The organism is Leuconostoc miyukkimchii (assembly GCF_019656055.1).
Lineage (GTDB): Bacteria > Bacillota > Bacilli > Lactobacillales > Lactobacillaceae > Leuconostoc > Leuconostoc miyukkimchii.
The window spans coordinates 130231-146407 of sequence record NZ_BPKY01000005.1 but is presented as its reverse complement, the minus strand read 5'-3'; the positions used below and the strand labels follow the sequence as shown (position 1 = coordinate 146407).

The 16177-nt window shown below is 37.3% G+C and carries 15 protein-coding genes; 5 read left to right on the top strand and 10 right to left on the bottom strand.

The genetic code is table 11. From position 1 onward, the window contains the following. Window positions 1-203: 203 nt before the first annotated feature. From K5Q13_RS06010 to K5Q13_RS06000, 3 genes are all read right to left on the bottom strand, one after another. Window positions 204-1286, bottom strand: coding sequence for a PTS sugar transporter subunit IIC (locus K5Q13_RS06010; RefSeq protein ID WP_220740804.1), 1083 nt, complete (start codon window positions 1284-1286; stop codon window positions 204-206). Window positions 1287-1392: 106 nt separating this feature from the next. Beyond that, the gene (locus tag K5Q13_RS06005) at window positions 1393-2604 is read right to left on the bottom strand and encodes an aminotransferase class I/II-fold pyridoxal phosphate-dependent enzyme (RefSeq protein ID WP_220740803.1); all 1212 of its coding nucleotides are present in this window, start codon (window positions 2602-2604) and stop codon (window positions 1393-1395) included. Between the two features lie 293 nt (window positions 2605-2897). Further along, window positions 2898-3491: an AAA family ATPase gene (locus tag K5Q13_RS06000; protein ID WP_220740802.1), complete on the bottom strand. Its 594-nt coding sequence runs from the start codon at window positions 3489-3491 to the stop codon at window positions 2898-2900. Between the two features lie 120 nt (window positions 3492-3611). On the opposite strand from K5Q13_RS06000, the gene K5Q13_RS05995 reads away from it, so the two are divergent. Then, entirely contained in the window at window positions 3612-5012 is a 1401-nt protein-coding gene (locus K5Q13_RS05995; protein WP_220740801.1) for an APC family permease, read from the top strand. A 119-nt stretch (window positions 5013-5131) separates the two neighbouring features. Here the strand turns inward: K5Q13_RS05995 and ezrA are convergent, their stop codons facing one another. Beyond that, entirely contained in the window at window positions 5132-6844 is a 1713-nt protein-coding gene (gene ezrA, locus K5Q13_RS05990) for a septation ring formation regulator EzrA (protein ID WP_220740800.1), read from the bottom strand. Between the two features lie 312 nt (window positions 6845-7156). Here ezrA and rpsD point away from each other — a divergent pair, with 312 nt between their 5' ends. The 4 genes from rpsD (at window position 7157) to K5Q13_RS05970 (ending at window position 10481) form a co-directional block, all read left to right on the top strand. Next, window positions 7157-7768, top strand: a complete 612-nt coding sequence (gene rpsD, locus K5Q13_RS05985; protein ID WP_220740799.1) for a 30S ribosomal protein S4 — start codon at window positions 7157-7159, stop codon at window positions 7766-7768. Between the two features lie 107 nt (window positions 7769-7875). Next, window positions 7876-8247: a DUF1694 domain-containing protein gene (locus K5Q13_RS05980; protein WP_220740798.1), complete on the top strand. Its 372-nt coding sequence runs from the start codon at window positions 7876-7878 to the stop codon at window positions 8245-8247. A 122-nt stretch (window positions 8248-8369) separates the two neighbouring features. Beyond that, window positions 8370-9653 (top strand): replication-associated recombination protein A, encoded by a 1284-nt coding sequence (locus tag K5Q13_RS05975; RefSeq protein WP_220740810.1) that lies wholly within the window; start codon window positions 8370-8372, stop codon window positions 9651-9653. Between the two features lie 384 nt (window positions 9654-10037). Then, a complete protein-coding gene (locus K5Q13_RS05970) occupies window positions 10038-10481 on the top strand; it encodes a universal stress protein (protein ID WP_220740797.1) in 444 nt (147 codons plus the stop codon). A 134-nt stretch (window positions 10482-10615) separates the two neighbouring features. On the opposite strand, the gene K5Q13_RS05965 is transcribed toward K5Q13_RS05970, so the two are convergent. From K5Q13_RS05965 to K5Q13_RS05940, 6 genes are all read right to left on the bottom strand, one after another. Next, window positions 10616-11485 carry a helix-turn-helix domain-containing protein gene (locus K5Q13_RS05965; protein WP_220740796.1) on the bottom strand — a complete coding sequence of 290 codons (870 nt, stop codon included), beginning with the start codon at window positions 11483-11485 and terminating at the stop codon, window positions 10616-10618. Beyond that, window positions 11485-12618, bottom strand: a complete 1134-nt coding sequence (locus K5Q13_RS05960; RefSeq protein ID WP_220740795.1) for a D-alanine--D-alanine ligase family protein — start codon at window positions 12616-12618, stop codon at window positions 11485-11487. Before K5Q13_RS05960 ends, K5Q13_RS05965 begins: the two co-directional genes overlap by 1 nt. A 60-nt stretch (window positions 12619-12678) precedes the next feature. Then, window positions 12679-13680 carry a DUF2785 domain-containing protein gene (locus K5Q13_RS05955; protein WP_220740794.1) on the bottom strand — a complete coding sequence of 334 codons (1002 nt, stop codon included), beginning with the start codon at window positions 13678-13680 and terminating at the stop codon, window positions 12679-12681. Continuing rightward, the gene (locus tag K5Q13_RS05950; RefSeq protein ID WP_220740793.1) at window positions 13680-14900 is read right to left on the bottom strand and encodes an FtsW/RodA/SpoVE family cell cycle protein; all 1221 of its coding nucleotides are present in this window, start codon (window positions 14898-14900) and stop codon (window positions 13680-13682) included. Before K5Q13_RS05950 ends, K5Q13_RS05955 begins: the two co-directional genes overlap by 1 nt. Window positions 14901-14965: 65 nt before the next feature. Further along, entirely contained in the window at window positions 14966-15175 is a 210-nt protein-coding gene (locus K5Q13_RS05945; protein ID WP_220740792.1) for a DUF2969 family protein, read from the bottom strand. A gap of 1 nt (window position 15176) precedes the next feature. After that, on the bottom strand, window positions 15177-16169 hold the full coding sequence (locus K5Q13_RS05940) for a rod shape-determining protein (protein WP_220740791.1): 993 nt from the start codon (window positions 16167-16169) through the stop codon (window positions 15177-15179). Window positions 16170-16177 lie beyond the last annotated feature (8 nt).

The following is a 16177-nucleotide window of genomic DNA, read 5'->3' as shown; positions in this document are numbered from 1 at the left end:
CTACCCGCTCGTCAATACTTTTCTTCCTCCTTTTTTCCCTTTTTATTTTCCGCTCCCTTTCTTCCCCTCCTTTCCCCATTTCGTTAATCTTTTACTTCCCTTTCTCCCTCACTTCCTTCCCTTCGTTCGCTTTTCTTACTTTTCCCTTTACGCTTTCTTTACCTTATTTAAAAACCGCTTTCGCGGGCTTCTCTTCTTCCTATTTATGCCATCGTTAATTTTAGATCCTCTGCCCTGATTAATTTTGTTTTTGTCATGAAAAACCATTTAAGAACAAAAGCCAAAATAATAGGTAACACAACAAATGTTAGCAAAACGCTGATTACTGCAGTTACTGATTTATCTGATGACGCATATGCAGTTAATGGACCAATCAAACCAGAAAAACCAAATCCTGCTGAAAACGGTGTGCCTTTGATATCTAGCACAATCGCAACCATCCCCATAATCATTGACCCAATAGTTGTCGGAATAAATAGTTTTGGCTTTGTCAACATATTAGCCATTTGAATTTTTGGTGATCCAATAAAATGCGCTAAAGTAGCACCAATCGGATTTACCTGTGATCCCATCGCTGCTAAAGTGAAACTAGCAACAACTATCCCTGCGTTTGCAGCACCAGAACCAACACCTGTCAGATTAATTGCCATAGCAATACCTACTGATGACAATGGCGAGACAATGAGCGTGGCAAAGATGCCACCCAGTACGGCTCCCAACAATAACGGAGTTAAATCTGTTGCTCTGGCAACCATCGTTCCAATTAAAATTTGAACTGTTCGTAATGGCGAAAGCGTAACCAAACCAACACCACCAGCAACAACTAGAACAAATAACGGTTGCAATAACATCTTTAAGTGCCCAAAACTATTCTCAGTCATTTTAACCAGTGCCGTTGCAATTATTGCTATTAGCAAAATATTTAAAATTACCCCTGTGCCACTAATGATCATACCAGTTTGCGTTTGTGTCACAACACCAGAGGAGACAAAAATCGCTAAGGCGATTGATCCTGAATCAATCGCAGAGAGTTTGAATATCTGACCAACTGAAAATCCTGCTACGATTGGTAACGTACTCTGAATTAGCGTTGTCATAAAACCCACATTCGTCGCAATAGTAGATCCATCAAACAATAAAAGTAGCTGGCTAACCAGTGCCCCAGGAATTAATGTGATGACTATGCCTAAACTTGTCCCATTTAGCACGTCAACAATAAATTTTTTTATCACTTGTGTTTTACTAATATGCCCTGCGTCTACTGACTTTGATGACGTTTTATTCATATTTTCCACCTTAGAATACATGCCTTAATACATATATTTTATTTCAATTTTATGGTTTGATATTTGACAAGTTAATTGCTTCAATTTTTAGATTAAGTCTAGGAAACTATAATACCAAGTCATTGTTGGGCTTATTGGCTACCATATAAAGCGATAAACGTTTCATAGCTTCTTGTAAATGGGTCATGGAAGCAGCATAACTTAATCGAATGTACCCCTCTCCACCAGGACCAAAAGATGAACCTGGAATTACTGCTAATTTGTTGTTATGCGCTAAATCACGCGCAAATGCAAAATCATCTTGATCGTAACCAGCTGGAATTTTAGCAAATATATAGAAGGCACCTTTTGGATTCGGTATAGTAAATCCAAGTGAAGTCATTGTTTCATATATATAATCACGTCGTGTTTTATATTCTGCCTTCATTTTCAACGTATCTTGCCTACCCAAATCAGTGCTTAAAGCTTCAGTCGCCGCTGCCATGGCGGAATTTGTTGCTGTTGTAATTGTAAATTGATGAATTAAACTTAGCTTAGACACCAACTCAGCTGGCCCTGCAAGAAAGCCTATACGATATCCGGTCATCGCATGTGACTTAGAAACACCATTTAGAAGGATTGTCTGTTCAGGTAAATACTTAGCCATTGAAATGTGCGTTGATTCATATGTCAACTCAGAATAAATTTCGTCTGAAATCACAACAATATTTGTTTCACGTAAAACATTCGCCAATGCTTCAATTTCTTCTGCACTATATGTTACACCAGTTGGATTTGAGGGGAAATTCAACACAATTGCTTTGATACTTTCGCCATGTTCTTCTATAGCTGATCGAAGCATTTCTGGACTAAGTATAAAATCATTACTTGACGTATCGATAAATACTGGTTCTCCGCCACCAACAAGTGTCACTGGGATATATAAGGGAAATATTGGCGTTGGCAATAACACCTTATCTCCCTTATTTAATAGAGATGTTAAAACGGTATAGATAGCTTCTGTTGCGCCAACTGTAACAATGACTTCACTTCCTGCATCAAAATCTAATTCATACTGATCCTTCAAAAAGCCCGTAATTGCTTGACGTAATGCTATTGTGCCATTTGAAGCAGCATAATGTGAATCATTTTCAGCAATAGATGTGATAGCCGCTTGTTTAATATGTTCTGGCACGTTAAAGTCTGGTTCCCCTAATGTCAATTTCAAAATATCAGAAATTCCACTTACTTCATTATCAAAAGCACGAATAGCGCTGGGTTGGACAAGATCTAAGTTACGATTAAATGACGACACCAACGTTTGTTTTGCTCTGGGCATATTTTTTCTCCTATAATTTTTACTTTAACAAAAAACGCACATTCAGACTATTTCCGAATGTGCGTTTGTTCTAGAATTGAACTCGCTGCGGCATTCGATGGCTATCCCATCCGAATACCAGTGAAAAATACCCTTGGTAAACGGCTATCTATCCGAAATACCAAAAGTAAAAGACATCTTCATTTACGCGAGTTCTATCCATCATTTGTTAAAATACCTCAACTTATTATGAGATAATTATAATGGTTTGCAATGAATTTGTCAATAAAAATCATTAATTTAATGACATATGCTTACTCAGCTGGTTGATTTTTTTGAGGTCTACGCCCATTCATGACATCATTTACAAGCAAATCTAACCTAACCTTTGTTTTTGACCAATCCTCATTATCCAATTCATACGCTACATTTTGAAGATCAGGCGGTAATGTAACATCACGTAAAAATTCGGGTGATTCAACACGCTGTTTAATAGCAGTAGGGTCATCCCCTCTTACTTGAACGCGCTCAACTAATACTTCTGGGCTAGTTACCGTCACAAAAACAATCACTGCGCGTTCTCCTAGTTCACGAGCATATGTGATGGCACCAGCCGTGTCCAGAACAATTGTAATGTACGGGCTTTTTTGCCATGCAAGCTCTAGTCCTTCATAAGATGAGCCATAATATGCACCACCATATGCTACCCGTTCTAAATAGTGTTTCTCTTCAAATGTTTTTTTATTTTCAAAATAGTATGACACACCGTCTACTTCTCTTTCGCGCGGTGCGCGTGTCGTGTGTGTAATAACACGTGGCATACGATAATTTTCTTGTAAATATCGTGCAATCGTTGTTTTGCCGACACCAGTTGCGCCTGTAATTACAAATACTTTATTGTCTTTCATCTATCCTAATTCCTTATCTTTTCTATTGTAACGTATCTTTCACCACATAGTTAGACATTCATGTTGGAAGTTGTTAAAATAGTAGTTATGGTTACATTAAAAAACTATGGGAGAAAATTTATGTCCATCTTTACAAGAGCGTTTAAAAGAGAATCTGTGGATACTTATATCCAAGCCGATTCTCATATGTCGCGCGTATTAACGACACGTGACTTGATTGGTTTAGGTGTTGGAACAGTGATTGGAACCGGAATTTTTATTTTACCAGGTCATGAGGCTGCCCAAAATGCCGGTCCAGCTGTATCTGTGGCATTTTTAATAGCAGCCATTTTTTCAGGATTATCAGGTATGGCTTTTGCAGAATTTTCATCATCAATGCCGGTTGCCGGATCTGCCTATTCTTATGGTACAGTCATTTACGGTGAAATTATTGGATGGTTGCTTGGTTGGTCATTGATTTTAGAATACTTCTTAGCTGTTTCTGCTATTGCTACAGGATTTTCAGCCTATTTAGCTAATTTACTAACAATATTTAATGTACATATGCCTAAGTTTCTGATGGCAGGGCCAATGGAAGGCGGCGTCATTAATCTGTTTGCCGTGTTAATTATTTTACTTGTTACCATTATCTTATCTCGTGGCTTAAATGCCTCTAAAAAAGTTGAAAATGGTGCTGTTATTCTCAAGGTTGTTATTCTAGCCTTATTTATTGTTGGTGGTTCATTTTTTGTTAAACACACAAATTACGTTCCCTTTTACCCAGAAGAGTTTCGAACTGGGTTTTTAGGTCTTGATGGTCTCTGGGCAGCAACTGCAAGTATTATCTTTGCCTTTCTTGGTTTTGATACAATTGCAGCACATGCCGCTGAAGTCAAAGACCCTCAAAAAACAATGGCTAAGGGAATCATTGGTACAGTAGCTATCTCTGCTTTACTTTATGTTCTATTCTCCATTGTTTTAACCGGTATCGTCAACTATAAAAAACTTGGTGTAGACGATCCAGCAGCATTTGCTTTACAAGCTATTCATCAAACACAATTTTCAGTTGTTATCACTTTAGGTGCCTTAGTTGGTATGTTTACCGCTATTTTAGCCTTGATATATGCTTCATCGCGTTTAACATATTCATTTGGTCGTGATGGCTTACTACCTCGTGCACTTGGTAAAATATCAAAGGGTTCTCATCTACCAGTTAATGCATTGATTGTTGCAGTAATTGTTGAGTCTGTCTTAGCAGGCTTAATTCCCTTACACACACTAGCTAGTCTAATTAATGCAGGCACACTCTTGGCATTTATGTTTATCAACTTCGGTATTTTATTCCTTCGTCGTCGCAAAGACTTACCACATGATGGATTTAAAGTACCTGGTTATCCAATTGTACCTTTCATTGCAGGCATCATCAGTTTACTGCTCATTGCTAAATTACCTAGTGAAACGTTAGAATTATTTGTATTGTGGCTTATACTTGGTACCATATGGTACTTTGCTTATGGTATTCGGCACTCTAAATTATCATAAAAAGCTTGGTTGATATATTCAACCAAGCTTTTTATGTGCTAAATACTACATTCATCTTTTGTCATGTGGCTAGAGATTTTATATGTACAAAAAAACCAGCTTAAGCTGGTTTTTAAACGTTATAGTAACGGTTCTTTGCGACGCATGTATGAATCGACTAACTTTTCATATACACCTGGTTCAACACTGTCCAAGGCAGGTCCTAAAACATCCATGGCTTTATCGAAACTGTAATCGCGTTCGTAAAACATACGAGCCTGCTCACTGGCAGCTGCAACACGATCACTACTTGCACGATAACGATTAGCATATTGTAATAGTTGTTCTGTTATTGAAGCTTGATCGACAAGCTTTTCTGTTTTTTCTTTTAAAGTATCAATATCAGCAGATACGATGTTTAGTTGACGCTGTACTTCATCCATATCAATTAAGTGAGCCTGCAATGATTTGGCCAACTTTTTTAACTCATTAGATACTGCAAAAAAGTACTCTAAGTAATTTTCAGGTAGACCTGGTAAATTAATACGTTCGACTGCCTGCTTAATCATTTCAATTTCTTGCTGGTAATGACCGCCAAGTTGACGTGCTGAATGTTGTGCTTTCTCAAGCCCTGATATTTTTTCCCAAATTTCAATTTGTTGTGCTTCAATTTCAGAGAACAGCTGCAATTGGCTATCTTGTTTAGCACGGAGTTCACTAAACGACATCTCTGCTGCTTCTAGCAAATCATCATTGTGATTCACTTGCTCTTCAGTCGCATTAATTTGTTCCAAGAGTGTGCGTCTTGTTTCTAACTCTTTATGGTTAAATTGGAATCTTTGTCCTAGTTGATCTAATTCAATGGCAAGTTGACTATTTTGTTCGCGTAAACGTAGCAAGTTTGATGACAATTTTTCTGCATTTTTGAGAACCTGAGTTCTCGCAGTAATCTCCGTCTCCATCATGTCATACAACGTATCAATCCGACGTTCAATATAGCCATTTTGTTCTGCAACTTCTTTTAGTTTCAACTCACCAAGCAAATTTAGTACCTGTTGCCGTTGTTGATCAATTGCTTCTAACTCTTGTAAAATTGTGTCATTTGGAAACACATAGCCCTGTTCTATTAGGTCACTATGCCCTTGTAGTATTTCATTGAGTTGCTCAACATAGACAGTATCTAGTTTCTCAAAAAGTGCCGGAATATCAGCCATCATATTTTCCATTTGCGTTGTTTCCATCGCCAATTGTTCATAAATGTCAGAGGCTGTTGCATGATCTCCGTCTTCTGTCAGACGAGAAAATTCGTCATAATCTGTCTCGAGCTGCTTTAAGAACTTATCTAATGCCGGATTTGCTGGTCCAAATTTGAAGTTTTCCGCTAATAATCGCTTACGCAAATCATCATACTTCTTTTTCAAGTCATTAATTGCTTCACGGTGTGCATCGTTTATTTTTTTTAACTCTGACAATCCGCTACGTACCGAATTAATAGTGGCTTCTGTTTCTTCAACCATCGATTCTAAACGCGCCAATTCATGATTTGTCTTAATAAAGTTGATACCACGTGCTTCAAACAAAACAAGGTTCGCTTGTTGATCAATTTTCAGGAACTTATTATTTTTAACATCATTAAAACTACTTTCTAAACCTTGATATTGTTTTAATGATTGCCCTGTCAATGCTAGTTTACGACCTTCAACTAACTCATCACGAACCTTCAGGGAAGCTAACTGTTCTTTTTTGGATTTAAATCCATCGACTCTTTTTACAGTTGTTCGTTGCATGACAAAAATCGCCAAATATGCAATGACGACAACGCCTAAAATTATTGCTAATATAGTTAAGTTCATATATGCTATCCTAATTTTTAATTGATACATTAATTCTATCACGCACTTACATGTAATGCGAACATACAGCTGTATTTTGCCAAATCGCAAATCGTTTACAGATTTCTTAACAACTTGCTTATTGTTATTTTTTTTGGTATTATTAAAAGAAGTTGTTAATTGAGTAGCAGTAAGTAAAGAAGCGCGTCAACAACGCCCCAAATCGTTAGTAAGACCATAGCTACTGGTTCTGAGAAACGTCAAGTTCGGCGATGCACGCATCTGGTACTTACCCTCAAATGTACGACAAAATACATTTTGGAGGACATTTACATGTCACGTTATACAGGTCCAAAGTGGCGTATTTCACGTCGCTTAGGTGTTTCATTGTCTGGTACTGGTAAAGAATTATCACGTCGTGCTTACGCACCTGGTGATCACGGTGCTGGTCGTCGCGCAAAAATTTCAGAATATGGTACACAATTGCGTGAAAAGCAAAAGTTGCGTTTCACTTACGGTTTGACAGAACGTCAATTCCATTCTTTGTTTAACAAAGCTGGTAAGATCCGTAAGGGTACACACGGTACTAACTTCATGATCTTGTTAGAACAACGTTTAGATTCACTTGTTTATCGTCTTGGTTTGGCAACTACACGTCAACAAGCACGTCAATTAGTAAATCATGGTCATATCCTAGTTGATGGCCAACGTGTTGATATTCCTTCATTCAGCGTAACACCTGGTCAAGTTATCTCAGTTCGTGACAAGTCAAAAACTATTATTCCTATCCAAGTAGCAGTTGAATCAGTTGTGGCTCATCCACAATTCGTTTCATTTGATTCTGAAAAGCTTGAAGGTTCATTAGTTCGTTTGCCAGAACGTGAAGAATTAGATGCCGACATTAACGAATCATTAATTGTTGAGTACTACAACCGTTTGGGTTAATTTATGTATTGGAAACGTCACCGTTTGGTGGCGTTTTTCTTTTGTTTGTATTGCCTTTTAAATATAACGTATAATGGGCTTATAATAATGTATCGGAGAAATAACACATGGATATCAACGAACGTTTACAACAAGAACAGCTCGGTGGTCAATCAAAAATCAACCCCGATGAACAAAGGCGCTATCTAGGTACTTTTCGTGAACGTGTGATAGTAGCAGTTAAAACATCACAACTCGGAAAAGATCAAATTCAAGCACAATTCGAATCTGCATTAAAATCACATAGTATAGGCAAAGTTTTAATTGACCAAAATTTGGCTGGTGATGACTTCACAACCTACGTGACCATTGCTACACAAACTAAGCACCCATTCACATTACTCTCGCAATCAATAGAATCAACACACCAAGACGATCCTATTGCTGTACTATTAGCAGCAGACACTGCTATAAACGTTGATAATATTTATTTGAGTTAAAATTAAAATCTAATATGGCAGAAAGGAGTGTGTTCGTTTTGTTAGTAGATAACTGTTTACTCTTAGTTTTGAAAATTTTTGATAAACATTATTTATAACAACTAACGATACCAAATTTTATGATGCAACAACCTCTCGCATATCGTATGCGACCAACCAAAATTGAAGAAATTGTCGGACAATCACAGTTAGTTGGTGACGGAAAAATTATTCAACGTATGGTTAGCGCTAAGCGTCTTAGCTCAATAATTTTGTATGGCCCGCCCGGTACTGGAAAAACTTCTATTGCATCTGCTATTGCTGGATCCTCAAAATATGCATTTCGTATGTTAAATGCTGCAACAGATAGTCAAAAAGATTTACAAATCGTGGCAGAAGAAGCCAAAATGTCTGGCACAGTTGTTCTGTTACTCGATGAAATTCATCGTTTGAATAAAATAAAACAAGATTTTTTGTTGCCCCACTTAGAATCTGGTCAAATTATTTTAATTGGCGCGACCACAGAAAACCCTTATATTAATGTCACACCAGCTATTCGATCCCGAACTCAAATTTTCCAAGTATTACCTCTCTCAGAAGAAGATATAAAAGCTGCTGTTGTTCGTGCATTAGATGATAAGAAAAAAGGTCTCGGTAATTATAATGTTACACTTGACGATAATGCCATGACACAGTTAACGCGTGCAACAAATGGTGATTTACGTAGCGCACTTAACGGATTAGAATTGGCAGTATTATCAACCAAACCATCAACTGAAGATAATATTATTCATATTACATTACCAATTATTGAAGAAACAGTCCAACGTAAAGCGATGTCTGCTGACAAAGACGGTGACGCGCATTATGATGTTATTTCAGCACTACAAAAATCCATTCGCGGTTCTGATGTTGATGCTGCTCTACATTACGCTGCAAGAATTATTGAATCAGGTGATTTATCTATATTAGCTCGACGTTTAACTGTTATTGCTTACGAAGATATTGGTTTAGCTAATCCTGCCGCAGCAGAACATGCATTTACAGCAATCCAAGCAGCACAAACACTTGGCTTTCCAGAAGCACGAATTCCTCTCGCCAATGCGATAATCGAACTGTCACTTTCTCCAAAATCAAATTCAGCATACAAAGCAATTGATATGGCAATTCACGATATTCGTGTAGGTCAAACAAGTGATATTCCCAACCATCTAAAAGATTCTCATTACAAAGGGGCAGCCGAATTAGGTCATGGCACAACGTATGTTTATCCGCACGATTTTGATAATGACTGGGTGCCACAACAGTATTTACCTGATAGTATTAGTGATGTAAAATACTTTGAACCAAAGGGTAATTCAAAAATAGAACGATCTTTCCGCGATGTATACAACGCTTTAAAGTCTCAGCAAAAAAATTCGTTATAAATAGCAACATATGGCACATTGCTTTGTCTTCAAATGTCAAGACTGGTTGTTAATTATTTTTCGCGTTATAATATATATGAATTCCTCAGATATACGCATGGCTACATTATCAGCTTTTTCCTTACAACTTTATTTTTCGGATGAGAATTTTCGACTTTAAAGATATGCCCTTTCATTCGGTAATCCGACAAGCGTCATGCATCATCCACCTCGACAATTTCGAGGAAAACCTGCGTAGCAATTAACGGTATCATGAGTGTTCCGGGCTTGTCCCGTGCGTTCACTAAGGTGGGCGCTTTTTTTGTACAAAAATTAACAAAACATTAGTATTTTTACAATGTAAGCGGTATACTTAAAGTATAAATAGGTTAAAGGAGAATTCTCATGACAGCAAACTATAATAACATTTTGGTGCCAATGGATGGTTCAAAAGAATCCGAAGCGGCACTTGTTCGCGCTATTGAACTCACACAAGATGCCGGTGATAGTGGTGTTTTGTCAATATTGAATGTCATTGACACGCGCGCTTTTCAAAATGTAGCCAGCTTTGATGATACAATGGTCGAAGCTGTTTCAGATGAAACGCGCAAAACCCTTGATAGATATAAGCAACAAGCCGTTGATGCTGGTGTTAAAAATGTCGACTATTTAATTGAATATGGCTCACCTAAAGCGTTAATTGCTAAAGATGTTCCAAATGAAGTTAATGCTGATATTATTGTCATTGGTGCCACTGGATTAAACGCTGTGGAACGTTTGGTTATTGGTTCTGTTACAGAATTCGTAACTCGCACAGCAAAGGTTGATGTCTTGGTTGTCCGTGGATAATTCTATCCGTAATTCAAAAATATAATAATGATTCAAAAAAGCATGCCAAATTATAATGGCATGCTTTTTTGAATCATTATTATATTTTTACTAATCAACACTCATCGCACTTTTTCAACTATTATTTGCCCTGTTTAAAATTCAACAGCATCTAAAGGTGCCAGACGGCTCTCAGTTGTTTTGCGGTTTGATAAGTACGCCGCAACTCTAGCATAGTGTAAATGGCGATTAGCAACAAGATCATTCCCGCGTTTTTTCTCAACATTAGCTAACATTTCGCTTAAATCTGGTGACCAAAACAAATCAACACGTTTACGTAATGCTAACAAACCTTCTTCCAATAATTGTGCCGCTTTATCTAGGTTACCTTGTTCAACCAAAAATTCAGCATAAGCATGTCGCCCTTGTAGTGCACCATGAAACTCTAATTCATTTGCCGTCAACAAGTCAGGCTCAATTTCGTATGCTAACTCAAAATTTTCTGCTGCGTTTTGAACATCACCTTGTAGATAATAATTCGTTCCTAATTGACCATAAGCATAAAATGAGTAAAAAATACCCAACGATGGTGTGTTTTTGTCCACTGCTAAATTAGCATAAGAAACAACTTCTGCAAAATCTTTTTTATTGTAGCAAGCATCAGCCGCTTTTAAAATATAATAAGCTTGAATTGTCGGTGCGTTCTGACTCAACGCCTTTTCAAACTCCGAAAATTCAGCAAGCGCATCATGCTTCATCTGCAAAACAACTTTATTCAATAATTCTTTAGCTTTTTGTGTTAAAAAATCACCTGATACAAATTCCGTAATTTCTAAATTTAAACGATCCAAAATAGCTAATAATACATCTGCATTCGGCACACGATTCTGGTTTTCCACCAAAGAAATAGTCGCTTGTGTCGTAATACCCTCTGCTAGTTCCACTTGTGATAAATGCATTTGTTTACGCGCAGCGCGAATTGCTTTACCATCAAATGTATCTTTTTGACTGTTATTTTTTACCATCAGTTAAACTTCCCTATTTTTTCTTCACCCAAAGTAACAAAACTATAACTTAATTGTGCGTTTCTTTCGAATTCTGCAAAACCATAGTCTATCAACATATCTACAAGTTTCACATTATCAATATCTGAATAATCCCATAATCTTTTAAATAATGACATATTCGTAAATCCTGGCAACGTATTTGGTTCGCCTAGATAAGGAACATTATTTTCGTCTAACAAAAAGTCCATTCGTGCTTCACCACGTAAATTCAAAACCTTGTAGGCACGTATCGCCATATCTTTCACTTCTGTGGTCACAGCATCTGGTAATTTTGCTGGAATTTCAAATTGAACTTCAGAATTATCGACAAATTTATTGTTATAGTCGTACCACGCATCACCTGTACCCTGTTCAGGTAGTGTGTGGGCCCCAATTTCTGATACAATTGGTTGTTCATTCCCAATCACACCAACTTCTAATTCTCGTGATCCTTTAACCGCTTGCTCAACTAACACTTTATAATCATATTGGAATGAGTCCGCTAAAGCTTTTTGATATTCTGTTGCATTTTTGGCACGTGAAATACCAACAGAAGAGCCTTGATTAGCTGCTTTAACAAAAACAATATCTCCAAACTCAGCGACAATTCTATCCCAATCCCAATTTTTTGCAGTTTCAGTATCAAGCACAATATATTTTGTATTACGAATCTGATTAACCGTTAATAATTCCTTGGTCATCGCTTTATCAAAGCTAACAGCATGTCCTCGCAAGGGTGCACCAACATATGGTTTATTTAATAACCTAAACAATCCTTGCAAGGTACCATCTTCACCTAAGTTACCATGGACAACTGGGAAAAAAATATCAAAATCACCAGCTAAACGCAAAGCATTAATACGTGCGAGTGGATCGCTTGTATCAACATTAGCCATATAAGCATCAACAATTGGTTGTTCATCCTCCAAAGCTAATACACGCTTTGAACTTTCAGGATCCAAAAAATAACCATTTTGAGCAATCGCAAAGACAGTTACTTGATACTTTCCTGTCGCCATAATCGCATCATAAAAATTTTGAGCAGAACGTTTCGACACATCGTGTTCTGATGAATTACCACCAAATAATAATGCAACATTTTTTTTAATCATTATAATTCACTCCGGTTTTTATTATATCAAAAATAAGATAATATTGTGTAAAATAATTTTCTAAGCCAAATAATCTTTGGTTTGGTCTGCGTAATCATAAAGTTGCTTAGGAACATTTTTTGCACCACGCAAAATAATTTCGTGGAAAAAGCGTGATCTATTATACAGTTGATGCCACTGTGCTTCTGTTTTTAGTGTTCGCCTTGTTACAAGGTCTTTTCGCCATAATTTTAATGTTAATAATATATAATCCGAGTACAATTCATGTGCATTAGCAGCATACATTGCAACCTCAACTAAACGTTCAGTTTCTCCCATCACTAATGGCTTTTTCAGTTCACGATACCCTGCCAACATACTTGCCAACAAAAAAAGTTTATCTGCACGCATCAATTGTGGCATCATTAAGATCTCCGCTAAAGCATTGCCAACATGCGTGAATGCATGTGCCCAACCATTAGTACCAATATAGCCACGTGTATCACGCTCTAACATCACGTAAATAGCAACCTGATTGATAACATGATCCAACTGTTTCAATGTCATAAACTTTGTTCTGGTTCGTTGGGTAAAAAGTAACAATGACAGGATTAACATACTAAATGAACGACGATAAATCGCATCATTTTCTGGTTCGAGAATATGTGAGAAAAGTTGTTCATCAGAGGAAAGAGAATCAGTTAACCAAATTAATTGTTCTTTTAATAATAAGTCGTTTTGGATTGCGTCACTTAAAAACAAAAATGCACCAGCATCCCGATATTCAGGCAACGGATTAGCTAATTGCTCAACTGCCAACTTCAGATCCTCATTAGAAATACCGGCTGAATTCGTCAAATTTGACATTGACTCAGCCTGCAAGTCTCCTTGCTGAGTATATATTTGGACTCGTTCTAAAAACTGTTTACCGTTAGTTGGCAATACCACGGGCGAACTTGGTTGTATTGTTAATTGACTCAATTCAAATGATATTTGTGGCATTAATGATTCGAATATTTCTCCACGACGCGTCTGTTGGCGTAATGATATAATTTTATTTTTCAGATCTACTAGCTCAGTCATTAAATTGAAAATCCTGTCGATTCTTTAAATGTATCATTTTGTTGTTGATAACCAATCGTCAATATTAACCCGACGCCAATTAAATTACCGAGTAGTGACGACCCACCTTGTGATATAAATGGTAGCGGTATGCCAGTAAGTGGTAATAGACCAATACTCATACCAATGTTTTCAAAAACGTGAAATAATACCATCATTACTACACCAGTTGCAATGTATGCATAAAATGCATTTTGATCTTTGAATGTTGCCCGAATCAATCTATAAATCAAACCAAAGTACAGAGCAATTAAAATTGCCCCGCCAATAAAACCAAAACTCTCACCAATAACTGAGAAAATCATATCAGATTCTCTGACAGGTACATACACTTTTAAATTTCCAAAACCATTACCAGTTAACTGACCTGACCCAATTGCTTTTAAACTTTGATAAGTCTGGTATCCTGAGGCAGAAGTATCCTGATCTGGATGTAACCAAGTTTGAATACGATCAAACTGATACAACTTAAATCCTAATTTATCGAGAATAATTTTTCCTGGTGTTGACGTTACAAGTGCTAATAATGTCACCCCGATTGTTGCTGCTAAACCTATAACAGGGCCTAAAATACGCCAAGTTATGCCAGAAACAAGCGCAACACCACCAAATATAGCAATAAAAACTAACAATGTTCCTAAGTCATTTTGTAACGCAATCAGTGCACCAATTGGTAAAAACCACAATATCATTTTGCCTAACAAGAAACCGTCTGTTCTAGTTGTATGATGCTCATATTCACGATTATGCTGTGCAACAACACGGCTCAACATCAAAATAAATGCTGGTTTTACAACTTCTGATGGTTGAAAAGATATCGGTCCTAGTACAAACCAAGATTTAGCACCAGTGACATTTGCCATTTGTCGGTCATAGAAAATCAGAACAGCGACCAATAAGAAAACTCCTAATCCATAAGCTATAGGAGCTAAACGCCAGAGTTGTGATGCATCAAAACGCAATAAAAAAATGATAATTAAAGTACCAATTCCCCAAAATATGCCTTGAATAATAGTCGTTCGCATCGCCATTTGCATTGTTCCGTATTGCGAATGGAGTGCTGCTTGAAAAATAGAACTTAATCCAATAATCATAAATAGCAACAGCGCTAAAATAATACCCCAATCTAATTCCGAACCAGATGTTCGATTACTCATTTGTCGTGATGGTCTGTGTTGCATGTTGGTGTCCCCCATCTATGTATAAACCCTCATCATAAATTATGATAAGGGCTTTTGTCATAATATTACTGGTACAAATTAAAACTAGCGAGAATGGCCTGCAAAGCATCATCTTGAGTCTTGGCCTGATTAATAACTGCCTGTTGACCAAAATAACCTACAAATCCACGCTCTGCCTTTTCAATATAACCTACCTGCTTACTATCAACCAACACTTGTGTTTGATTTTTAGCCTCTACAAGGTCCACGCCAAAATTCTGATTTTTTTTACGCATCTTATAACCCTTTATGATTTGATTTCATGTATTCAAGCAAAGCGCCTGCGCCTTTAGCAACATTATCTAATGGTGAATCAGACACAACAACTGGTACCTCTAGTGCCTCAGCAAGTAATTGATCCATACCATGAAGCAATGCGCCACCACCAGTTAACATGATCCCACGGTCAATAATGTCTGCAGCTAATTCAGGTGGTAGCTTTGACAAAACAGAATGTGCTGCACGCACAATTTGTTGCAACGTATCATGTAATGCTTCTTCTACTTCGTTTGAATGAATCGTAATTGTCTTAGGCATGCCTTCAAAATTATCACGGCCTCGAACTTCCATAGTCAACGGTTCGTCAACTGGTAGCGCAGATCCAATTTGAATTTTGATTGTTTCTGCTGTTCGCTCTCCGACAATTAAGTTATGACGTCGCTTCAAATAGCCAACAATATCAAAGTTCATTTTGTCACCAGCTATGCGTATGGACTCAGATACAACGATATCACCCAACGACAAAACAGCAATATCAGATGTACCACCACCCATATCAATAACCATTGAACCGATCGGCTTAAAAATATCCAACCCAGCGCCAACAGCAGCCACCTTTGGTTCATATTCTAAATAAACCTTAGCGCCTCCTGCTTTTTCAGCAGCTTGAATAATTGCTTTACGTTCAATTTCTGTAATATTGGTTGGTGCACAAATCATAATGTTTGGTTTTGACATAAAGCCCTTCACATTCAATTTGTCCACGAAATACGTTAACATAGCTTCTGTGACATCAAAATCCGAAATTACACCGTCTTTCAATGGACGCACGGCACGAATATTACCTGGTGTTCGGCCAACCATACGATATGCCTCAGACCCAACAGCTAATACACGATCCGTTTTGTCATCTACTGCAACAACAGAGGGTTCGTTTAAAACGATACCCTTACCTTCTACATAAATGAGAACATTGGCTGTTCCCAAGTCAATGCCTATATCTTTTGCCATTTTTATTC